The organism is Campylobacter concisus (genome assembly GCF_002092845.1).
GTDB classification, from domain to species: domain Bacteria; phylum Campylobacterota; class Campylobacteria; order Campylobacterales; family Campylobacteraceae; genus Campylobacter_A; species Campylobacter_A concisus_AQ.
The window spans coordinates 26,617-49,449 of sequence record NZ_LVXF01000023.1 but is presented as its reverse complement, the minus strand read 5'-3'; the positions used below and the strand labels follow the sequence as shown (position 1 = coordinate 49,449).

22 protein-coding genes are annotated in these 22,833 nt (G+C 39.0%); 9 read left to right on the top strand and 13 right to left on the bottom strand.

Annotated features, from left to right (window positions below; translation table 11 throughout):
- Positions 1–23: 23 nt before the first annotated feature.
- The 12 genes from carB to A3854_RS05240 all read right to left on the bottom strand — a co-directional run bounded on the left by carB (position 24) and on the right by A3854_RS05240 (position 13,521).
- Positions 24–3,284 carry a carbamoyl-phosphate synthase large subunit gene (gene carB, locus A3854_RS05295; RefSeq protein ID WP_084041624.1) on the bottom strand — a complete coding sequence of 1,087 codons (3,261 nt, stop codon included), beginning with the start codon at positions 3,282–3,284 and terminating at the stop codon, positions 24–26.
- Positions 3,284–4,039, bottom strand: coding sequence for a rod shape-determining protein MreC (gene mreC / locus A3854_RS05290; protein ID WP_084041623.1), 756 nt, complete (start codon positions 4,037–4,039; stop codon positions 3,284–3,286). Before mreC ends, carB begins: the two co-directional genes overlap by 1 nt.
- Entirely contained in the window at positions 4,029–5,066 is a 1,038-nt protein-coding gene (locus A3854_RS05285; protein WP_021090637.1) for a rod shape-determining protein, read from the bottom strand. Before A3854_RS05285 ends, mreC begins: the two co-directional genes overlap by 11 nt.
- A gap of 9 nt (positions 5,067–5,075) precedes the next feature.
- Positions 5,076–6,308: an ATP-dependent Clp protease ATP-binding subunit ClpX gene (clpX, locus tag A3854_RS05280; RefSeq protein ID WP_021090629.1), complete on the bottom strand. Its 1,233-nt coding sequence runs from the start codon at positions 6,306–6,308 to the stop codon at positions 5,076–5,078.
- The gene (gene lpxA / locus A3854_RS05275) at positions 6,308–7,096 is read right to left on the bottom strand and encodes an acyl-ACP--UDP-N-acetylglucosamine O-acyltransferase (RefSeq protein WP_084041622.1); all 789 of its coding nucleotides are present in this window, start codon (positions 7,094–7,096) and stop codon (positions 6,308–6,310) included. The genes clpX and lpxA overlap by 1 nt, the downstream gene beginning before the upstream one ends.
- Positions 7,097–7,120: 24 nt before the next feature.
- Positions 7,121–7,567 (bottom strand): 3-hydroxyacyl-ACP dehydratase FabZ, encoded by a 447-nt coding sequence (gene fabZ / locus A3854_RS05270; protein ID WP_004317884.1) that lies wholly within the window; start codon positions 7,565–7,567, stop codon positions 7,121–7,123.
- 150 nt (positions 7,568–7,717) lie between these two features.
- The gene (locus A3854_RS05265; RefSeq protein ID WP_084041621.1) at positions 7,718–8,791 is read right to left on the bottom strand and encodes an epoxyqueuosine reductase QueH; all 1,074 of its coding nucleotides are present in this window, start codon (positions 8,789–8,791) and stop codon (positions 7,718–7,720) included.
- Positions 8,792–8,817: 26 nt separating this feature from the next.
- Positions 8,818–9,567, bottom strand: coding sequence for an ATP-binding cassette domain-containing protein (locus A3854_RS05260; protein WP_084041620.1), 750 nt, complete (start codon positions 9,565–9,567; stop codon positions 8,818–8,820).
- Complete coding sequence (locus tag A3854_RS05255; RefSeq protein WP_084041619.1) at positions 9,564–10,244, bottom strand: ATP-binding cassette domain-containing protein; 681 nt, start codon at positions 10,242–10,244, stop codon at positions 9,564–9,566. Before A3854_RS05255 ends, A3854_RS05260 begins: the two co-directional genes overlap by 4 nt.
- Positions 10,241–11,041, bottom strand: a complete 801-nt coding sequence (locus A3854_RS05250; RefSeq protein ID WP_084041618.1) for an ABC transporter permease — start codon at positions 11,039–11,041, stop codon at positions 10,241–10,243. The genes A3854_RS05255 and A3854_RS05250 overlap by 4 nt, the downstream gene beginning before the upstream one ends.
- Entirely contained in the window at positions 11,038–11,976 is a 939-nt protein-coding gene (locus A3854_RS05245; protein WP_084041617.1) for an ABC transporter permease, read from the bottom strand. Before A3854_RS05245 ends, A3854_RS05250 begins: the two co-directional genes overlap by 4 nt.
- 12 nt (positions 11,977–11,988) lie before the next feature.
- Positions 11,989–13,521 (bottom strand): ABC transporter substrate-binding protein, encoded by a 1,533-nt coding sequence (locus tag A3854_RS05240; protein ID WP_084041616.1) that lies wholly within the window; start codon positions 13,519–13,521, stop codon positions 11,989–11,991.
- Positions 13,522–13,693: 172 nt separating this feature from the next.
- Between A3854_RS05240 and A3854_RS05235 the strand changes: the two genes are divergently transcribed.
- Positions 13,694–17,002: a DUF748 domain-containing protein gene (locus A3854_RS05235; RefSeq protein ID WP_084041615.1), complete on the top strand. Its 3,309-nt coding sequence runs from the start codon at positions 13,694–13,696 to the stop codon at positions 17,000–17,002.
- Here A3854_RS05235 and A3854_RS05230 read toward each other — a convergent pair.
- Positions 16,999–17,403 carry a hypothetical protein gene (locus A3854_RS05230; protein ID WP_084041614.1) on the bottom strand — a complete coding sequence of 135 codons (405 nt, stop codon included), beginning with the start codon at positions 17,401–17,403 and terminating at the stop codon, positions 16,999–17,001. The two genes, A3854_RS05235 and A3854_RS05230, sit on opposite strands and share 4 nt — an antisense overlap.
- 116 nt (positions 17,404–17,519) lie before the next feature.
- Between A3854_RS05230 and A3854_RS05225 the strand changes: the two genes are divergently transcribed.
- From A3854_RS05225 to A3854_RS05190, 8 genes are all read left to right on the top strand, one after another.
- The gene (locus A3854_RS05225; RefSeq protein ID WP_084041613.1) at positions 17,520–17,723 is read left to right on the top strand and encodes a tautomerase family protein; all 204 of its coding nucleotides are present in this window, start codon (positions 17,520–17,522) and stop codon (positions 17,721–17,723) included.
- Positions 17,720–18,217, top strand: a complete 498-nt coding sequence (bcp, locus tag A3854_RS05220) for a thioredoxin-dependent thiol peroxidase (RefSeq protein ID WP_084041612.1) — start codon at positions 17,720–17,722, stop codon at positions 18,215–18,217. The genes A3854_RS05225 and bcp overlap by 4 nt, the downstream gene beginning before the upstream one ends.
- Before the next feature lie 9 nt (positions 18,218–18,226).
- The gene (locus A3854_RS05215; protein ID WP_084041611.1) at positions 18,227–18,868 is read left to right on the top strand and encodes a thiol:disulfide interchange protein DsbA/DsbL; all 642 of its coding nucleotides are present in this window, start codon (positions 18,227–18,229) and stop codon (positions 18,866–18,868) included.
- Positions 18,869–18,972: 104 nt separating this feature from the next.
- On the top strand, positions 18,973–19,887 hold the full coding sequence (locus A3854_RS05210) for a branched-chain amino acid transaminase (RefSeq protein WP_021090882.1): 915 nt from the start codon (positions 18,973–18,975) through the stop codon (positions 19,885–19,887).
- A gap of 17 nt (positions 19,888–19,904) precedes the next feature.
- Positions 19,905–21,023 (top strand): prohibitin family protein, encoded by a 1,119-nt coding sequence (locus A3854_RS05205; RefSeq protein WP_084041610.1) that lies wholly within the window; start codon positions 19,905–19,907, stop codon positions 21,021–21,023.
- Positions 21,024–21,025: 2 nt separating this feature from the next.
- Positions 21,026–21,760 carry a bifunctional phosphoribosyl-AMP cyclohydrolase/phosphoribosyl-ATP diphosphatase HisIE gene (hisIE, locus tag A3854_RS05200; protein ID WP_084041609.1) on the top strand — a complete coding sequence of 245 codons (735 nt, stop codon included), beginning with the start codon at positions 21,026–21,028 and terminating at the stop codon, positions 21,758–21,760.
- Positions 21,750–22,280 carry a DUF2393 family protein gene (locus A3854_RS05195; protein WP_084041608.1) on the top strand — a complete coding sequence of 177 codons (531 nt, stop codon included), beginning with the start codon at positions 21,750–21,752 and terminating at the stop codon, positions 22,278–22,280. The genes hisIE and A3854_RS05195 overlap by 11 nt, the downstream gene beginning before the upstream one ends.
- Positions 22,280–22,831 (top strand): DUF2393 family protein, encoded by a 552-nt coding sequence (locus A3854_RS05190; protein WP_021090969.1) that lies wholly within the window; start codon positions 22,280–22,282, stop codon positions 22,829–22,831. The genes A3854_RS05195 and A3854_RS05190 overlap by 1 nt, the downstream gene beginning before the upstream one ends.
- Positions 22,832–22,833 lie beyond the last annotated feature (2 nt).

The following is a 22,833-nucleotide window of genomic DNA, read 5'->3' as shown; positions in this document are numbered from 1 at the left end:
TAAGCTAAACTGCCTTAAATTTATTACTTTTTAGATAGATACTCCTGCAAGCTTTTTACCTCAAGTGCTTTGCCGGTTTGTACCGAGCTTAGCGACTTAGCAGCAGCGAGTGCTGCACGGATCGTTGTAAAGTAAGGAATTTTAAATCTAAGCACATTTTGGCGGATCTTTTTGCCATCATCCACGCTTGATTTTGTATCGCTTGTGTTGATGACAAGTGCGATATCGCCGTTTTTTAGCCTATCTTCGACGTTTGGTCTGCCCTCGCTTATCTTATAGACAAACTCAGCCTCAACGCCAGCTTCGCTTAAAATTTTATGCGTACCACCAGTTGCGATGATGCTAAAGCCAAGCGCTATTAGCTCTTTTGCAAGGTCTGGTGCGTAAGATTTATCAGCGTCAGCTAGCGTTAAAAAGACCCTACCTTTGCTTGGCAAAGTATTGCTAGCAGCGATCTGGCTCTTTGCAAACGAGCTTGCAAAATCGTGGCTTATGCCCATGACCTCGCCCGTACTCTTCATCTCAGGACCAAGGATGAGATCGGCGCCACTTAGCTTGTTAAATGGTAATACACACTCTTTTACACAAATATGCGAGCTAACGCGAGGTTTTAAGATGTCGCCGTCCTCATAAACAACTCTATAATCATCATAAAATTTAAGCGCCTCACGTAAATTTCCCTGCCACATAACTCTTGTAGCTACCTTTGCCATAGGCACGCCAGTAGCTTTGCTCACAAATGGCACGGTTCTGCTTGCGCGAGGATTTACCTCAATCATATAAAGCTCGTTTTCATAGATAGCAAACTGGATATTCATAAGGCCGACAACGCCTAAATTTAGCGCGATATCTCTAGTTTGCTTCTCCACTTTTTTTATCATCTCATCACTTAAGCTCATCGGTGGCAATATGCAAGCCGAGTCGCCAGAGTGAATTCCAGCCTCCTCGATGTGCTCCATTATCGCGCCGATATAGACCTCTTTGCCGTCACATATCGCATCTACATCAAGCTCTTTTGCATCTTGTAAAAATTTATCAAGTAGCACTGGCGAGTGGTTGCTAACTTTGACCGCTTCAATCATATACTCTTTTAGCTCGCTCTCGTTATGCACCCTTCTCATTGCTCTGCCGCCAAGGACGTAGCTTGGACGAACTAGCACTGGATAGCCAATAGTCGCGGCCTTTTGCAAGGCTTCCTCCAGGCTAGTAGCGGTGTCGTTTTTAGGCTGAAGGACACCTATTTTATTTATAAATTCGCTAAATTTCTTTCTATCCTCTGCCACGTCGATCACTCTTGCGGTTGTTCCGATGATCTTAGCGCCGATCACGCTTAGGCGTTTTGCAAATTTAAGCGGAGTTTGGCCGCCAAAATGTACGATCACACCGTCTGGCTTTTCACGCTCGATGACTGCTCTAACATGCTCAAAATCAATCGGCTCAAAGTACAAAATATCGCTCGTGTCGTAGTCGGTTGAGACGGTTTCTGGATTGCAGTTGTACATTATCGTTTTTATGCCAAGGTCTCTTAGGGCGTAGCTTGCATGCACGCAGCAGTAGTCAAACTCTATACCCTGACCGATCCTGTTTGGACCGCCACCTATTATCATCACCTTTTTAGCGTCTTTTACTAGCTCTTTTTTAGGAAATTTAGTGATATTTGTGGTTGAGTAAAGATATGGCGTTAGTGCCTTAAACTCGCCCGCACAAGTATCAACCTCGTTATATTCAAGCTCGATACCAAGCTTTTGTCTAGCAAAATAGATATCATTTTGGCTAAGTTCAAGATCGTCTTTTTCATTTATAAGCACGGCTATCATCTTGTCTGAAAAACCCATGCTTTTGGCCTCTCGAAGTAGCTCTTCGTTGTTTAAGATATCCATGTCGATCTTATCTTCAAATTTAACTATCTCATAAATTTGCTCTAAAAACCAAGGATCGATCTTACTAAACTCATGCACCTCAGCCACGCTAAATCCATCTCTAAAGGCTTGTGCTAGATATAAAATTCTTCTCTCATTTGCATTTCTGATGCCATAAACCAAGGCATTTTTCTCTAGGCTAAGGCTGTTAAATCCGCAAAGATCGCGCTCTAGACTGCAAAGCGCCTTTTGGATGCTCTCTTTAAATGTCCTACCAATCGCCATGACCTCGCCAACTGACTTCATCGCGGTGCCTAAATACGGGTTTGATCCTGGAAATTTCTCAAATGTAAAGCGAGGAATTTTTGTCACAATGTAGTCGATCACCGGCTCAAAGCTAGCAGGCGTGCCAGTTATGTCGTTTTTGATCTCATCTAGGCTAAAACCAACTGCGAGCAGTGTCGCGACCTTTGCGATCGGATAGCCAGTAGCCTTACTTGCTAGCGCTGAGCTTCGGCTAACGCGTGGATTCATCTCGATAACGATCATGCGGCCCGTTTTTGGATCTATGGCAAACTGCACATTGCTGCCACCAGTATCAACGCCAATCTCGCGAAGTATGGCAAAGCTAGCGTCACGCATAGCCTGATACTCTTTATCTGTGAGTGTTAGTGCTGGTGCAACCGTGATGCTATCGCCTGTATGCACGCCCATTGGATCAAAATTTTCGATCGAGCAGACGATAATGCAGTTGTCATTTCTATCTCTGATGACCTCCATCTCATACTCTTTCCAGCCAAGCAAGCTCTCTTCTATCAAAATTTCATGTATCGGGCTTGCGTCAAGGCCGGTGTTGGCTAACTCTTTAAACTCATCCATATTATAAGCCACGCCACTTCCTGCGCCACCAAGCGTGTAGCTAGCTCTTATGATGAGCGGAAAGCCTATCTCATTTGCCGCATTTAGCGCGTCATCCATGTTATAAGCATATCTACTCTCAGGCAGATCCATGCCGATCTTTTGCATGGTCGCTTTAAAAATTTGTCTATCTTCACCCTTTTTTATCGCTTCTGGGTTTGCACCAAGAAATTTCACATCCTTTAAAAGACCGCTCTCAAAGACCTCCATAGCGGCATTTAGCGCTACTTGTCCGCCCATCGTTGGCAAGATGGCATCAATATTTTCTTTTTCGATGATCTTTAAAATGCTATCTTTTGTGATCGGCTCTATATACGTTGCATCAGCGAAATTTGGGTCAGTCATGATGGTGGCTGGGTTTGAGTTGATAAGCACTACGCGGTATCCAAGCTCTTTTAGCGTCTTGGCTGCTTGCGTGCCTGAGTAGTCAAATTCGCAGGCTTGACCGATGACGATAGGGCCTGAGCCGATTAGCAAAATGGTATTTATATCTGTTCTTTTTGGCATCATTTTTCCTTTGTTACAACGTATAGGTAGTTTGGTATGTTTAGCTTCGCATAGGGCTCAACTATCACGCTTTGATAGGAGCTCTCTTTTAAAATTTTACTCACGCGCCCTACTGGCACCCCACTAAAAAATATCCCGTCAAGCCCGCTTGTAAAGACCTCGTCACCCTCTTTTGGGCTGAGCCATTGTGGGATAAATTTCACCATTATTTGGCCTTGATTTCCATGCACGATGCCTGGAATTTTGTCATTTCCTATATAAACTGCAAATATACTTTTTGGGTCATTTTGCAAGTAAGCTAGTGGCTTGCCATCTTTTGCGATGACGATGCCAGCGCTATTTCCTTGATAGATAAGCCCGTAAATTTTATTTGGATCGTATCCTTCAAACTCGCTTATCCAAATTTTATTATAATCCCCGATATGAACGTAGCTAAGCCCTTTTACTAGCTTCACGGCTGGGGCGTAGGCAGTCGAGTTTTTATCTTTTAAAATTTGATTTAGCTCGTTTGCAAAAGTAGAAAGAAGTGTGGCTGAGCGCTCTAGCTCTTCATTTTGCGCTCTTAGTTTTTCTATCTCGCTAGCCTGCCTAAAATATTCGTTTATATAGTCTTTCACACTTTTAGCAAAATTGTCGTATGAATTTGTAGCATAGTTACTAAACCCAATAGAAAGATTACTTAAAATTTCTCCCTTGAAAACTGAGGCCATAGCAAGCAATGCTATAAAAACAAAAAGAACAATCTTACTCTTCATTTGTCAGCTGTTGTAAAAGCCCAATCTCTTCAAGTGCCTTGCCCGTTCCTCTAGCAACCGCAAGGAGTGGCTCATCTGCTACAAAAACTGGAAGTTTAACGATATCAGATAAAAATTTATCAAGTCCTCTAATAAGCGCTCCGCCGCCAGTTAGTACGATACCAGTCTCCACGATATCGCCAGCAAGATCAGGTGGCATCATCTCAAGCACAGTTTTAAGCGCATCTGCGATCTCTTTTAGTGGTTCTCTCATCGCCTCTCTTACATCTTCGCTTGTTAGCTCGACTCTACTCAAAAGACCACTTACCTGGTCGCGACCTTTTACTACTACGCTTAACTCTTTTTCAAGCTGTACAGCAGAACCTACGGCGATCTTTATCTCCTCGCCAGTTCGCTCGCCTATTAGTAGGTTATATTTCTCTTTTATGTAATTAACAATACTAATATCGATCTTATCGCCAGCTGTGCGGATTGATTTTGAAATAACTAGACCACCAAGCGAGACAACGCCTATCTCAGTCGTACCGCCACCGATATCAACTACTAGGTTACCTTGTGGCTCACGAACTGGTAAATTTGCGCCAATCGCTGCTGCCATAGGCTCTTCGATCAAAAATACTTCTCTTGCTCCAGCACTTAAAGCACTTTCTCTAACAGCTTTTCTTTCGACCTGAGTAAGTCCATAAGGAACTGAGATGATGATCCTTGGGCGTAAAAAGCTTTTTCTTTTGTGAGTCTTTTCTATAAAATAGCGTATCATACGCTCAGTCATATCAAAATCCGCAATAACGCCATCTCTCATCGGTCTTATCGCCTCAATATCGCCTGGAGTTTTTCCTACCATCTCTTTTGCAGCATGTCCGACCGCTAAAATTTTTTGTTTGCCATATTTTTCACGCCTTACTGCAACAACAGAAGGTTCATTTATTATTATGCCTTTATCTTTTACCAAAACAAGTGTATTTGCCGTACCGAGATCTATACCCATATCACTTGAGAAAAAACCTATAACCTGATCTAAAAACATCTATTTCCTTTACGCTATTTTCTTATCGTGCTTTATTAAAATTGGCTTTGCCTTATCTTTTACAGTCTCTTTTGAGATAACAATATCATATTCTTTTAGCTCTGGCAACTCATACATTATGTCTGTCATAAGCTCTTCCATTATACTTCTAAGCCCCCTGGCTCCAGTCTTTCTCTCGATAGCTAGACTTGCTATCTCTTCAAGTGCTTCATCATCAAATTTAAGTGTAGCACCGTCAATCGCACAAAGCTTTTGGTATTGTTTTAATATCGCATTTTTTGGCTCGGTTAAAATTTTAACCATATCTTCTTTTGTTATCTCATTTAAAGTAGCCACCACGTGAAGTCTGCCAATGAGCTCTGGAATGAGGCCATATCTTACAAGATCGTCTGGCTCAAGTAGGCTTAGTAAATTTTCTTTTTCGTTTTTGCCACGTTTTTCTTGATTAAATCCAAGTACGTTTTTACCAACTCTTCTCTCGATAATATCAAGAAGTCCGTCAAATGCACCGCCACAAACAAATAAAATATTTGTCGTATCTATCTGGATGAAGTCTTGGTTTGGATGCTTTCTGCCACCTTTTGGTGGGATGTTCACGACGCTTCCTTCGATGATCTTTAAAAGCGCTTGCTGTACGCCTTCGCCTGAAACGTCTCTTGTGATGCTTCTATTTTCACTCATTCTAGCGATCTTATCGATCTCATCTACAAAGACAATGCCCTGCTCCGCCTTTTTAACATCGCCATTTGCAGCTTGCAAGAGCCTTGTTAGGATATTTTCAACATCCTCACCGACATATCCAGCCTCAGTTAGGCTTGTGGCGTCACAAATTGCGATAGGCACATCAAGAAATCTCGCTAAAGTCTGAGCCATCAACGTCTTTCCGCTTCCAGTTGGGCCAACAAGTAAGATGTTTGATTTTGAAATTTCAGTATCGTCTTTAATGTCGCTTTGTTTAAAAATTCTCTTATAGTGGTTATATACGCCGACACTAAAGACCTTTTTAGCCCTGTCTTGACCGATCACATAGTTATCAAGTACCGCTTTTAGCTCCTTTGGTGTGAGCTTTTGATACTCTATCGTTTCGTCATTTTTACTCTCTTCTACGCTAGTATCTCCATGTATCATATCGTATGCGGCTGCTATACAATACTCACATATATAGGCATTTCCTTCGATATCAGCGAGTAATCTTCTCTCAGCAGACTCTGCCTCTCCACAAAAATTACACTTTCTAGCCATTAATCTCTTCCTTTTGCAAGCGGAATTCCTCTTGTCGTTTCTAATATAAATTTACACATTTTTTTAACATTTTCATCGCTGGTTTTTGCGATCAGCTCGTTTGCTTGATCTTTTAGGCTAATGCCTTGATTAAACAAAAATTTATAAGCGCGAACTAGCTCCTCAACTTGCTCTTTATCAAATCTACGCCTAATGCCAACCAAATTTAAGCTTCTTATATAAGCTCTGTTGCCCTCAGCTAGGCAAAATGGCACTACATCTTGGCTTAGCGCACTAGCCCCTGCGATCATGCAGCTCTCACCCACTCTAACAAACTGATGAATTGGCGTAAGACCGCCCACAACAGCATAGTCGCCAAGCTCAACGTGACCTGCCAGGGTTGCGTTATTTGCCAAAATGACGTTGCTGCCTATTATGCAGTCATGCGCGATGTGAGAATATGCCATGATAAAGGCATTATCACCGATCCTTGTTATACCATCGCCCTTGTGCGTGCCTGAGTTTATCGTGCAAAACTCACGTATAGTTGCGTGTTCTCCGATGATGACGCCAGTATCGATCTCATCTTTATAGCTGATATCTTGCGGGATATCGCCCACGATCGCATAGCTAAATACACGAGAGTTATCGCCGATTTTAGTCTTGCCAAGCACCCTTGCGCCTTGCTTTATCGTGACGTTATTGCCAAGGACCGCATCTTTACTTACAAATGCGTAAGCCTCGATATTTGCGTCATCTCCAATGATCGCTCCATCTTCTATAACTGCTGTTTGGTGGATATTTTTCATTGTCTCTCTTTTTTAAGCAAAAGCCTATTTATCGACTATCATCGCTTTTAGTTCAGCCTCGGCGCATAGCACATCATCGACGTATGCTTTGCCCTCAAGCACCCAGATATTGCCTTTATGTTTTAATACATTTAATCTATACTCTAGCCTATCTCCAGGACGGACTGGATGGCGAAATTTCGCTCCATCAATGCTCATAAAATAGACCACTTTATTTTCGATGCCAGCTTGATGTTCGTCGCTCATACTCTTAAACGCTAGCACGCCACCAGCTTGCGCCATGCCTTCAATGATCATCACGCCAGGATAGATCGGGTGGCCTGGGAAGTGCCCCTGAAATATCGGCTCGCCAATGGTTACATTTTTATAAGCGACGATGTTTTTTGCAGGCTCTAGCTCGACAACTCTATCTATAAGTAAAAATGGGAATCTATGTGGGAGAATTTTTTGAATTTCTACGACGTCTATCACGTTTTAGCCTTAGTAATGTAAATTTGTGGCGATTGTAACAAATTTATACTAAGAAAAAAATTATTAGCCTCTTTTAAAAATCTCTAAATTTCGCCTTATGTGGCAAAAATTTAATTCACTGCTTTAAGATAAATTTTATAAACTTACCTTTTAGTCTAAAACCAAAATTTCTTCGCTATCGTTGTAAAAAACAGCCTTTGCGTAAATTTCGTAGCTACCTTTTTTGACCTCGTCTAAGATGATGATAGGATTTTGTGAAAACTCCCCACTTATATCACGGCGAAATTTTAGCTCATCATCAAGCTCAAGCGGCCTTTTGCAAAGCTCATCAATGCTTTTAAATTTGCTGTTTGTAAATTTATTAAATCGACTTAATCTCATAAAAACCACGCCCTCTTTTAGCTCATCGTCCATTTCGCAGGAATTTTCTACATTTAGCTTCAAATTTTCTCTTTTAAAGCCAGAGTAGAGCACAAAGTAGCTTGGTATCACAGCGTTTTGAAATTTCACACTAGCACGTAAAAGCCTGTAGTTTAAAAATCGCCTTCTAAAAAGGTGAAATTTCTCACCTCTCGCCTCGCACTCACGCACCTTTTTATAAAGCTCAAGTCTAGCCTCAATGCTGTTATAAAGTGCCCTTGCGTGTAGCTCGCTCATTAGCTCACTTTGGGGCAAATTTTGCGAGTCGCGCTGCTTTTTTAGCGCAAAGACGCAGCCGCAATAATTTTGGTGATAGAGTTTGTCTTTTTTAGCGAGGATAAACTGCTCGCTCGTGCCGCCATTTTTTCTATAATCAACCGCAACGGCTTCTAAATTTGAGCCAGCCACCGCCTCATCAAGCGCCTTTTTGAGCTGAGAAAAGTCCTTTTTTGGGCTCATCAAAAGCGTTGTCGTGATCTTACTAAGTCCTAGCTCAAGCGCTTTTTTAGCTGAGTCTTTCATACGAAAATCAAAGCAGTATTCGCACCTTTTGCCCTTTTCTGGCTCATCTTCAAGCCCCTTTGTGCCACCAAGCCAAGCTTCGTAGTCATACTCGCCACATATTAGCTTGATGCCTAGCTTCTCGCAGCTTCGCTTCACGTCCTCAAAACGCAGCAAAAACTCACTATACGGATGTATGTTTGGATCATAAAAATAGCCTACTATTCGCTCATTTGGATGATCTTTTCGTAGGCGCTGTAAAAAGTAGTGGCTATCGACAGAGCAGCAGATATGAACTAGCAAATTTGACCTTTTTTGCTTGCATTATATCAAAGTTTATCATCATAAAATTTAGCTGCGTCAAGGTATTTTTTAAGGACATTTTGGCTTGCAAGATCATCAAATTTACCCCACGCCATTTGCTTGCCAGATTCGATGATTAGCACCTTTTGTGCTATCTTCATCGCACTTAAAATATCGTGCGTGATAAAGATAATGCTAATCTTTTCATCTAAGCTTAAAAGCAAATTTATGATCTTTTGCTTCGTCTCGTTGTCGAGTCCGCTTGTTATCTCGTCGCAGATTAGGATTTTTGGTTTTGAAAGAAGCGCTAGCAGTATCCCGACCCTTGTCGCCTCGCCGCCACTTAGCTGAGATGGATATTTTTCTAAAATTTCATCTTTTAAATTTAAATTCGCTAAAAGCTCTTTGAGCTCATTTTCACTAAAGCTAAGCTTAAGATATGACCTCACATGAGCGATGGCGGTTTTTACTTTTAGTGCTGGATTTAGGGCTTGTTTTTGGTTTTGCAAGATATATCTGATATCTTTTTTGAGCTCATTTTTGTCCGTGATCTCTTCATTATTTATATAAATTTTGCCCCCACTTTTTGGCTCGCTAAATGATATGAGCTTTGCAAGCGTGCTTTTGCCACTGCCACTTTGACCCAAAATGGCTAAATTTTCGCCATCATCAAGCTCGTAATTTATCCCCTCTAAAAGGTGCAAAACTTCAGCTCTAGCGTTAAAATGCTCCTTAAAACTTAAACTTTTTGATACATTTTCAAGCCTGATTTTCACGCATTTTCCTTTAAATTTAGCCGCCCATCTCTCATCTGCCAAATTTCATCACTAAGATAGCTTGTCAGCGCCTCATCGTGCGAGATAAAAATGACGCTCATCTTGCCCTTTAAACTTTCTAAGATGCCCGCCACGTGGCTACCACTAATGCTATCAAGCCCGCTTGTTATCTCGTCGCAGATCAAAATTTTTGGTTTTAGGCAAAGTGCCAGAGCTATCTGCACGCGGCTCGCCTCACCGCCACTTAGCTCGTATGAGTATTTGTGCCAGATGAGATTTGCATTACCCAGCCCAAACTCCCTAAAATAAGCAAATGCAAGCTCTTTATTTGTTTTATTATCGCCGCCAAGATATGCGTTAAAGTGATCGCCCACGTTTAAGAGCGGATGAAGGCTGGCAACGGAGTTTTGAAAGATGAGCGCAGCGACCTTTTTTCGGTGCTCTTTTAGCTCATTTTGGCTAAGTTTTAAGATATCTTTTTTATAAATGCTAAATTTATCCGCTCTCACTCTAAATTTATCATCAAAAAGCCTTATTAAGCTCTTTGCAAAGAGCGATTTGCCACTGCCACTTGCACCCGTGATACCTATAAATTTACCCTCGCTCATGTCAAAATCAAGCTCTCTCAAAAGCTTCTTATCCTTATAAGAAACGTTTAAATTTTTAATCTCTATCATATTTTTATATTGCCATTTTTTGAATTTGACGTGATGATCGAGGTTGCAAGGATGAGCAAAAAGAGCGTCACGCCAGGGAAAAGCACCATCCACCAAGAGCCCAGAAAAAGCGCCTCTTTGCTCTCATTTAGCATGATGCCAAGGCTTATTTTATTTGCGTCACTACCAACGCCAAAAAAGCCAAGTGTGGCCTCCATGACGACTGCGTTTATCGCGTTTATGCCAAAGATGCTAATTATTAAATGCTTTAAATTTGGCAAAATTTCAAAGCAGATAAGACTAAATTTACTAGCTCCATTTATCACGGCTTGCTCGGCGTAGTCGCACTTTTTACTAAGCCTTAAATTTTGCATAAAGACTTTTGCGCCTTGCATAAAGGAGCAAATGGCGATGATAAAAGAGGTTATTAGCAGATCTCCGCTACTAAATGAGCTAAAAAGCATGATAAAAACGATGTTTGGGATACTTAAAAAGGCATCAAGCCCCTTATCAAAAAGGCTCTCGCAAACTCTACTCTTGCTCGTGCCAAAATATGCGTAGATGAGCGAGAAAAGCGTCGTTAAAAAGCCAGCTAAAAGCAAGATAAGAAGCGAGTTTTTAAGCGCGTAGGCTACTCTTATGAGATTGTCTCTACCAAGGATATCAGTGCCAAAGATGTGTTCGCTACTTGGGGCTAAATTTACCGCCATAAAGTCAGTGAAATTTGGCTCAAATTTAGAAAAAAATGGCGTCACAAAGGCAAATGCAACAAGCAACAAAAAGACAAAACAGGCTAAGAAAAATATGACTTTTCTCATAAATTTCTCTTATCTGCCAAGATGGCAAAAATTTTAGCCAGTAAATTTGCAAAAACGACAAAAACAGCCGTTAGCAAAATGGTCGCAAGTGCGACTGGATAGTCTTTAGCGATGACCGCATCAAGGCTAAGCTTGCCTATACCTGGAAATGAAAAAATGCTCTCAATGACGTATGAGCCGGCAAAAACGCCAGCCACAAGTGTAGCAAAATAATAGACTATATCGGTGCTTGCGTGCTTTATGGCAAAGAGATAAATTTTGCCGCGCCCCAAACCTCTAGCGTGAGCCGTCTGGATAAAGTCAGCGTTTAGGCTTTGATTTAGCGTGTCTCTTACAAATTTCACGTTTGCGCCAAGGTGTGGCAAGATGATAGCAAGCGTTGGCAAGATGATAAATTTAGCTCCCACCCCGCTAGATCCTAGCTCGTTTGCGCCAGAGCTTGGCAGCACGTTTAGATAGACGCTAAAGATAGCTATTAGCACGAGTGCTACGTAAAAATGCGGCAGTGAAGCTAGCAAAAAGGAGCTAAAATTTATAAAGATGTCGGCAAATTTATTCTTATAAATGGCGCTTAAAAGCCCCAAAAAAAATGATAAAAAAACTATCAAAAAAAACGAAGCAAAAAATAAGATAAGCGAGTTTAAAAGTCTCTCTTTAATAAGCAAAAAAACGCTTGCCCCGCTTACAAAGCTAGTGCCAAAGTCCCCCGTGACAAAGTGAGCTAGCCACCTAAAATACTGCACAAAAAAGCCATCTTTTAGCCCCAAATTTTCTAAAATTTGCTCTTTTATAGCCACGCTCACCGCCTCACTTCGCAAAAACATCGCATCAGTGACATTGCCTGGCAAAAAATATATGAGCAAAAATAGAAAAAATGAGATAAAAAACAGCAACTCAAGGCTTGAGATCGCTGTTTTTAAAATGGCTCTAAACAAAGCTTTTATCCACTATTTTACTTGCCACTCTCTTACATTCCATAAAAATCCAGCCCCATGGTGGCCTAAAATTTGCGTCTTTATGCCTGAAATTTTGTTGTTAAAAACGAGCGGATAGTCAAGATAGGCTATGAAAATGTAAGGTGGATTTTCATGAAGCGTTTTTAGAAATTCTTTGTAGTATTTCTTTCTAAGCTCCACGTCCTTTGTATATCTTGCGTTTTTTAGGGCGAGATCAACGTTTGCATCTTTGTAGTGGTTAAAATTCCAGCCATTTTCATTTATGCTCACATCGGCAAATCCGCCAAAGATCCTGTATGTGTGAAAATCTGGATCAAATGGGCTTCCCCAGCCAATAATAAAGCTATCAACCTCGCTTATGCTAAAGGCTGTTCTTGGCTTTGCGTAGGCTTTGGCTCTCACGCCAAATTTATTTAGCTCGCTGCTTAAAATTTTGGCTAGATTGACCCTTAAAATGTCGTTATTAAAGGCGTAGATATCGAAGCCAAGCTCTTTGCCGTCTTTTTCAAAAAAGCCAGCCTTGTTTTTCTTAAAGCCGCTATTTTCAAGTAGCCCCTTAGCCTTTCGCGGATCGTAGCTAAATTTAAACTCCTCATCATTCGCAAAGCTTTTTTCTATAGGATTGTTCGCCACACTTGCATATCTGTGAAATAAATTTTTAACTATCTCATCTTTGTTTACCGCGTAGTTTAGGGCTATCCTTACATTTTTATCTTGAAAAAGAGGATCATTAAAGTTAAACATCAAAGCTCTATAGTCTGCACTTTTAAATTTAAGCAGGCTTAATTTTTTATCATCTTTTATGAAATTTACGCCGGTTGGAGAGATGAGCGCGACATCGATCTCACCACTTTTTAGCCCAACGAGCCTTAAATTTTCATCGCCAACTATCTTTAAAAATAGCCTTTTTATCTTTGGCTCACCTTTATAGAATTTATCATTTGCCACAAACTCCAAACTCTCATCTTTTTTCCATTTTACAAGCTTGTATGCGCCAGTGCCGATAGGTGCGTCATTAAATTTATCAGTCGCGATATCTTTGCCTTTTAAAATGTGCTCAGGCAAAACGCCAAAGCTAAGTGCATCAAGAAACGGTGGAAAAGGCTCTTTTAGCGTGATCTTTACTTTATAATCGCCTAAAATTTCAACGCTTTTTACCACCTCGTAGTTTGAGATAGCAGGCGCATTTAGCTTTTTATCTTGAGCCGCTTCAATGGTAAATTTCACATCTTTTGAGCTAAATTTTACCCCGTCATGCCAAAAGGCATCATCTCTTAGCTCAAAAACATACTCCAAGCCATCGTCGCTCACCTGCCAAGACTTCGCAAGCTCTGGCACAACGTTGCTATTTTCATCGTGGTTCGTAAGCCCCGAAAAAACGAGTGAAAGCGTAGGATCGTGATCCTCGTCATAGAGTGGATTTATACGAGGTGTTTGCTCCTCGATAGCGACTACAATGGCATTTTCATTTGCATAAGAAAGAGCACCGAACAACAAAAAAAAGACAAGCAAAATTTTCTTCATCACAATCCCCTTTGTTTAAAAATATTTCTGCATAGTAATACGAATCTTATAAAAGTGTTATTAAGCTAAATGTAAATTTATAGTATAGAAGTTTTAAATTTCTAACTATCTTTTAACCTTTTTTAAAGTAAAATCTCTCCCTATTTTAGATAATAACAAGGCAAATTTTATAATGAACAAAAATAAAAAAACAGCACTTATTTCAGCCATCTGCATAGTTTCACTTTTGCTTATTTACACGCTTCTTGGCTTTTTTGGTCTGCCTTATGCCATCAAAAATATCGCTCCAAAATATCTAAAAGACTACAACGCAACGCTTTTTGTGGAAAGTGCTAAATTTAATCCTTTTACCTTTGAGCTAAATGCTACAAATGCTGAACTAAACACTACTTCGCCACTTTTTAGCACAAAGCAAATCGATGTCAAGCTAAAGCCATTTTCTATCTTTAAAAAATTAGTTGAAGTTGATATTTTTAGGCTTCAAGAGCCAAATGTCAAAATTTTACGAGACAAAAATTCACAATTTAACTTTAGTAATTTTATAAGCGATGATAACGCAACCACCGAAGACAACAGCACTAGCTCTATAAATTTTGCCCTAAATAACGCAAAAATCATCAAAGGCTCATTTTCATATAGCGATCAAAATTTAACAAAGCCATTTAACGTAAATTTTGATGATATAAACTACGAGCTAAGCTCGCTAAATACGAAGAAAAATAGCGCAGGCAGCCATATTTTTGACTCAAACTCGACTCTAGCTCACAAAATCGATCTAAATGGCGATATTAAACTAAATCCACTAAGGATAGAGGGCAACGTCAGCATAAAGGATTTTAGTATCGATCCAGTCGCGATTAGCTTTATCGATAACGACACACTAAATCTTAAAAATGCGATCATAAATTTAGGAATAAATTACGCTTTAATTGCCGATGAAAACGCTACAAATATAAATTTAAAGGATAGCTTTTTAAATGTAAAATCGCTAAACATAGATGAGGGCAAAAACGAACTAAGCCTTGGTGAGCTAGAGCTTCCAAAATTTGATCTATCAAGTAAGATAGCAGACAAGATAGATGCTAAATTAGAGTTAAATGTCATAAATTTAAGCGATGTATCATTTAAAAATGCAATAACAGCAAGCTTAAAATCACTAAATTTAAACGATATTTCGCTTTTAGCAAATTTAAATGAAAAAAGTGAGCTAAATGCAACAGCTACGCTAAATAGCATAAATGCAAACGCCCTAAAAATAGACGAAACCAGTAAAAATTTAGTAAATCTAAAAGATATAAATGCCTCAAATTTAAATGCAAATTTAGCAAATAACAAAACCAATCTAGAGCTTGAAAAAATAGCGTTTGAAGGTATCAATGCCCCACTTAGTAAAAATGCGAATGCAAATGTGGCAGGGACTAAAATCTCAAATATTAGCTTCACTCAAGATACTAATAAAAGCCTTGCAACTCTTGATGGGCTTAGTATAAATGGCATAAATTTAAAGGCAAAAAATAAAGAAATTTTAGATATCGCTGATGTGCTTACAAAAACGATCAAATTTGATATTTTAAATATGGCTTTGAGCGCTGAGAATATCGATGTAAATAGACCAAAATTTAACTCGGAGTTAAATGACAGTGGCTTAAGTGCGATAAACCAGCTTGGACTTGGTGAGAAAGAGCCGGCAAAAACAGCCAATCATCACACTAAAACCAAAAAAGAGAATACATCAGCTTCAAAAAGCAAAGAGAGTGAGTTTAAATTTGACATAAAAAATATCAATGTAAATGACGCCGATATCGCTTTGACGCACTTTTTTGAGGGCGAGAAGATCGCTCATAAATTTGATAATTTGTTTGTAAAAATAGCAAATTTAAGTAGCGATTTTGGTAAGCCATTTGATGTAAAAGTGGATATGAAAAGCTCACAAAAGCTAAATTTAGACCTAACCTCAAAGATCAAACTTGAACCAATTAATATAACTGCTAAAATCAAACTTGAAGATAAAAATTTGCCAAAATATTTTGCCTACGCAAAGCCATTTTTAGAGGCAGATCTTTCAAGTGGAGAGATGAGTGCAAACGCCGAGCTTCACTATGCAAAAGATATAAAAGCAGATGCAAAGCTTAGCGTAAAAGATATTAGATTAGATGATAAAAATAAAGAAAAACTAATCGCATTTAAAAGTTTAGGTGTAGATAAAATTTCACTTTTTAAAGATAATCTTGAAATTACTGGAGTTGCTTTAAATTCACCATTTATCAAGGCTCATCTAAGCAAAGAGCGCGAATTTAATCTAAGCAAAATCGTAAAAGAAGATAAAAGCAAAGCCCAAAGTGAGCAAAAAACTGAGAGTAAAAAGGTGGCTAGTAAAAAAGACGACGAGCTAAATTTTAGTATCAAAAATTTCTCACTTAACAACGGTGAGGTTGATTTTTCAGATGCGTCACTATTTATGCCATTTGCTACAAAAATTTCAAATCTAAACGGCAAGCTAACTGACATCGATAAAAAACGTCCAAGTTCGGGTGAGTTTAAAGGCACAGTTGGCAAAAATGGCTTTTCTCAGATTACAGCAAAATTATTTCCTTTTGAGCTAAAGCAAAATACCGACATTAAGCTTGATTTTAAAGATATCGATCTAATCGACATAACGCCATATAGCGGGCAATTTTTGGGCTATAAAATAAAAAAAGGTAAGTTAAATTTAAGTCTAAATTATAGCGTTGTTGATTCAAAACTAAATGGCTCAAATCTTATAAATTTTGACACACTCACACTTGGAGAAAAGGTTGATTCAAAAGATGCTGTAAATTTACCACTTTCGCTTGCTATATCGATATTAAGCGATCAAAACAATCAAATAAATATCGATCTGCCAGTTGAGGGAAATTTAGACGATCCTGACTTTAAATATGGCGGTGTCATTTGGGCTGCTGTTAAAAAACTCTTTGCAGACATTACGTTAGCTCCTTTTAGATTTTTAGGTAACGCCCTAGGACTTGGCAGCAAAGATCTTAGCTCTATTGATTTTCTTGCGGGTAGTAGCGAGCTTATAAGCTCAGAAGCGCCTAAGATAGCTGATTTCATAAAGCTAACTAGCTCAAAACCTAAGATGAAGCTTAGCATAACGCCAACATACTCAACACTCGATGAGAGCTTTTATAAGAATAAAAAACTAGATCAAAAGATCAATCAAATCATCGCTTCAAGCGGCAAAGACTACATCGCAGTTTTAAATGAACTTGTGCCAAATTTAAAAGATAGAAGCGAAAAAGCCTTAAGAGAAGAGGCGCTAAAGGGCATCGAGGTCGATAAAGCAAAACTAGTAGAGCTTGCAAATGAGCGTGCAAATGCGGTAAAAGAGGCGCTTATAAAAGCTGGGCTTGAGGCTAGCCGCATAAATATAAACGATGCAACAAGCTCAGAGCCTAAGCAAAACACCTACACAAGCGTGCTAATGGGAGTGGCGAACTAAATTTCGTTTATTTCGCTGCTTCTTGCATTATAGACAAACCAGCTAAGAAGCATAAGCATCATAAATGCCCCAAAAATAAGGCTTGCGTAAAAATATAAGCTAAAGCCTTCGCCTAGTAAATTTGCATTGTGAAGAGCGATCATAACGCCAGCAAGCGAAATTAAATAGCCAATTAGCTTGATGATAAAAATTTTAGGATTTACAAGGATCAGCAAAAGGCTGCAAAGTATGATGCCAAGGGCTATTTGTAAATTTAAAATGTCAGCTTGAGCACTTGAGCCAAATGTCAAAAAACCAAGCAAAAATATGACTAAAAACATCAAAACAGCATAAACTGCCCTGCTTCGTCCAAAGCTATACATAAAGCAAACAAAGCCTTTGTTATGTTTGTTGTAGTCCATTTTTCGCTCCTATGTAACAAGTTTTTGTATTTTAATGCCAAATTCTTAAATAAAGGCTTTAATCTGAAATTTCACTCATTTTGGCTAATATTTTACATCTTAAAAAGGAGCAAAAAATGCCTTATGTTAATATCAAAATAGCAGGCCCAGAGCCGACAAAAGAGCAAAAAGATCAAGTCTTTAAAGAGGTGACTGAGACGCTTGTAAAAGTACTTGGCAAGAAAAAAGAGGCGGTGATGATTTTCATAGAAACTCACGATGCTAGCAACATCGGCGTAGGTGGCGAAAGCGTAGAAGATAAGAGAAAGGTGATAAAATGAGCGAATTTAGCAAAACAGACTTAGAAAGAAAGATAACGCTTGAGGTTGGCGATAAAGCGCCAGAGTTTGAAGCACTAAATCAAGATGGCGTAAAGGTCGCACTAAAGGACTTTATAGGCAAAAATGTAGTGCTTTACTTCTATCCAAAAGATAACACTCCAGGCTGCACAACTGAGGCTTGCGAATTTAGCGCAAACTACGATCAGTTTATCAAAAACGATACAGTTATAATCGGCGTTAGCCCAGATAGTGTGAAGTCTCACGTTGGCTTTATAGCAAAGCAAAATTTAAAGCACATTCTATTAAGTGATGAGGATAAAGAAATTTCAAAGCTTTATGGCGTTTGGCAAGTTAAGAAAAACTATGGCAAAGAGTATCTTGGTATCGCAAGAAGTACATTTGTGATCGACAAAGACGGCAAGATAGTTAAAATTTATAAAAGCGTAAAAGCCAAAGACCACGCCGCAAAAGTGCTAGCTGATCTTGTAAAATAAGGAGCAAAGATGAAGCTTATAAAAATGCTAATTTTAAGTGCGTTTTTTGCGCTAAATTTATCAGCACTAACTGAAGGTGTGGAGTATCAAACTCTAGCAAAACCGCTTAACGTACCTAAAAACTCGGTCGTTAAGGTCTTTAGCTACGACTGCCCACACTGCTATAAATTTGACCGAACGATTACAAAAAAGCTGATGTCAAAGCTTGAAGATGTGAAATTTATCCCATATCATCTAAGCACAAAAGGCAAGCTTGGCGAGACTGCAAGTAAAATTTTTGCCGCTCTTATATCGATAGATGAGGCAAATGGCACTGATCTACTAAGCGATGAGTCAAAATTTAAGCAAGCAAAATTTGTGATCTATAAAGCAAGACATGATGAGAAAGATGATTTTAATGATGGCAAAGATAAAGAAAAATTTATGAATTTAGCCCTTAAAGCAGCTCACGTGAGCAAGAACGACTACGAAAAAGCACTAAATAGCGAAAGAGTAAAAGAGCTTTTAGACGCATGGTTCGCCTCTTATGATGTTGCTAGCATTAGCGGCGTGCCAGCTTTTGTAGTAAGTGGCAAATACTTAATAAACTTAAGCGCAGCTTCATCAATCGATGAGATGGCAAAGATCATACAAGAGCTTTTAGATAAGTAGTTTTAGCGGGTAATATCTGCAAATTTTGGTCTTAGAAATGTAAATTTAAAGCAATTTTAGATAAACTCAGACCAAAATTTCTAAGAAAAAAGAAAGGTTTAACAATGAATGCTTCAGAATTTATCTGGATGGATGGAAAATTAGTTAAATGGGACGATGCAAAAGTACACGTTCTAACTCACTCTTTGCACTACGCTAATGCCGTATTTGAGGGTACAAGAGCTTATAAAACAAAAAAAGGTCTAGCTATTTTTAGACTTCAAGATCATACAAAAAGGCTTTTAAGATCAGCAAAAATGACCGTTTTAAATGTACCTTACACTGAGGAAGAGCTTGAAAAAGCGCAAATAGAGCTTCTTCGCGCAAACAAATATGACGGCAATGTTTATATCCGCCCACTTATATTTTTAGGATACGGCGTAATGGGTGTAGCTCACACAAAAGCGCCAGTGCAAACTGCTATCGCCTCATGGGAATGGGGTGCATATCTTGGCGATGAAGGCCTAGAAAAAGGCATCAGAGTTAAAATTTCAAGCTTTGCCAAACTTGCACCTGCTGCTCAAATGAACAGAGCAAAAGCTAGCTCAAACTACCTAAGCTCACAAATGGCAAACTACGAGGCAAAAGAGGCTGGATACGACGAGGCACTACTTCTTGATAGCGAGGGCTTTGTGGCTGAAGGTCCAGGCGAGTGCTTCTTTATCGTTGAAAACGGCGTTTTAATCACTCCACCAAACGACAACAGCCTACTTAGCATCACTCAAGATACAGTCATAAGACTAGCTCACGATCTTGACATCGAAGTAAGAAGAGAGCGCATCACAAGAGATCAGGCCTACACTGCTGATGAGGCATTTTTTACTGGCACTGCAGCTGAAGTAACACCAATAAATAGCATAGATAACCGCATTATCGGCAACGGAGCTAGAGGCGAAGTGACAAAGAGACTACAAAAAGCTTATTTTGACGTAGTTTATGGACTAAATAAAAAATATGAATCATTTTTAACATATATTTAAAAATTTAAAGGAACGAAATGCCCGCTGATTTAAACGATTATTTCAATAAAAAAAAGCCAGGTAATGACAACAGAGGCCCAGGTCAAAATAGCGACAAAGAGCCGCCCTTCAAAAAGGACTTTAAAATGCCAAATTTACCAAGTGGCTTTGGTAAATTTGGAGCACTTGCCTACATTGTAATTGCAATTATTGCTATTTTTGCTATCACTCAGCCATTTAAAGTGATTCACTCAGGCGAAGTTGGCATCAAGTCTACAGCAGGTAAATATGAGCCAAATCCTTTACAACCAGGCTTTCACTTCTTTTTACCTTTTATCCAAGACATCATCATCGTGGACACCAGAGTTAGGATCATAAACTACACTTCTGGCGAGGATATGGGTGAATCAATGCAAAAATCATATCAAGGCGTTGGCGCTGGAATTTTACGTAAAAATTCTATTTCAGTGCTTGATGCTAGAAATTTGCCAGTTAGCATTGATATTACTGTGCAATACCGTTTAAATCCGGAAAATGCCCCTCAAACTATTGCCTCTTGGGGTCTTAGCTGGGAGAGCAAGATAGTTGACCCTGTCGTTCGTGACGTAGTTCGCAGTATTGCTGGTAAATATACAGCAGAAGAGCTTCCAACAAAGAGAAACGATCTAGCAAGACAAATCGATGATGGCATAAGAAAAGACATCGACTCTCAGCCAAATAAGCCAGTTGAGCTTTTAACAGTGCAGCTTCGTGAGATCATCTTGCCTTCAAAGGTAAAAGAGCAGATCGAGCGCGTCCAAATCGCTAAACAAGAGGCCGAGAGAACAAAATACGAAGTAGAAAGAGCAAATCAAGAAGCCTTAAAACAAGCTGCACTTGCAGAAGGTACCGCTAAAGCTGCGATTATTGAAGCAAAAGGTAAAGCTGATGCCATTAAAATCGAGGCTGACGCAACTGCGTATGCAAACAAAGAGGTTGCAAAAAGTGTCGATCAAAATCTACTAAATTTAAAGCAGATCGAGACGCAAAACAAATTTAACGAGGCTCTAAAAGAAAACAAAGATGCTAAAATTTTCTTAACACCTGGTGGGGCTGTGCCAAACATCTGGCTAGATGCAAAAGATAAAGCAAGAGCTAGCTCAGTAAGCGAGAGATAAAAATGAATAGCGTAACAAAAAGTATAGACTGGCAAAAGGTTGGTGGATTGCTTCCAGTAGTGGTTTGCGATCATACCACAAACGAAGTTTTAATGCTTGCTTACATGAACGAAGAAGCATTAAATTTAAGTCTATCTAGCCGTTACGCTCACTACTTTTCACGCACTAAAAATAGAATTTGGAAAAAAGGCGAAGAAAGTGGCAACACTCAGGAGATAAAGGCTGCTTTTTTAGACTGCGATAACGATACTTTACTTTTAAAAGTGATTCAAAACGGCGGCATAGCTTGTCACACTGGAGCAAGGTCGTGCTTTTTTAATGAGATAAATTTGCATGACGGCAAAATTTTAGATACAAAAGTTGAAGTCAAAAAACCAAATTATGGTCTGCTTGATGAGCTTTACCATGTGATAGAAGATAGAAAGCTAAATGCTAACCCTGAAACTTCATATGTGGCAAGTCTTTTTAAAAAAGGCGAAAATCAAATTTTAAAGAAAGTTAGCGAAGAGGCTGGCGAATTTATAATGGCCGCAAAGGATCTTAGTTTCGCAGAAAACTCAAAGCAAAATGAGCAAAAAGCAAAAGATGATCTGATCTATGAAGCAGCTGACCTTTGCTTTCATGCACTTGTAGCACTTTCAGCCCATAATATCCATCCAGATGCTGTAAAAAACGAACTTGCAAGGCGTTTTGGTATGAGCGGCATTGAAGAGAAAAGATCGCGAGATGTTAAATAGCATTAAGCACAACTTGCTTTTTGTATTGCAAAATGCAAAGCTCATTGATTTTCTAACCTATGGCTGGATATTTTTAGCATTTATACTAATTGTGCTTTTAGGGATTTTTATCGCGATAAAGTCGTGGTGGCAGATAGGATTTTTATTTATTCTAGCTGGTTTTTTCGGACTTTTTGTAGGTAATTACTACGCGAACAAATATATAAATGAAAATTTAAGGCCAGTTAGCATAAGCAAAATAACCACCAAGCAGCTTCAATATGTTGATGCGTTAATGGTTGATTTTAATATTACAAATAATTCAAATAATGCACTTAGTATCTGTAAAATCGAGCTTGACTTCTATCTAAGCTCAAGGCAAAATACGAAAGATTTTTTTAACTCGCTTAATCCATTTGCTAGAAAAAGAATCATCTTAAACGAAGAATTTTTACCAAAGCAAAGTATTGAGGTTAAAGAATTTGTCAATGATTTCGCATTTATAGACTACAATATCTCTAAGAAAGTGGAGTGTTTTTGATGAGCTCAGCATATTTTACGATCGTTCATATTATCGTTCTTTTTGCGATTGCTCTGCTTTCCATTTTATTTCTTGTTCTCTCACTTAGAGCTGAGCGAAAGTTATTTTTATCACTATTTTTTACAAACATTCTAGTCTCAACCACACTTGCTGTTTTTTTAATGCTAGTGCTTGATAAATATACAAAAAAAGGTATGCTCGAAAATGTAAAAAGTGAGCGAATTTTGCGAAATGAAAGTATTGTTTTTAAGGGACAAGTGAGAAATATTGGTAAATTTACAATTAGCAACTGCACGCTGACAGTCAAACTAATCAACCAACCGCTAAATAAAAATGACCTTGGCGGTGAAGCATTTTTTAAGCCGAGTGGGCTTTCATTTTTCTCATGGGTTCTTGGCACAGATAAGGACGAGAGGCCAAATACAGTTGAATATAAATTTGATGTAGCCAAAAATTTACCAAAGCAAAAAAGCACACCATTTACCGTATATATGCCATATCCGCCTTACTTTAAAAATGGCATGAATATCACAAAACTAAATTGCTACTAATC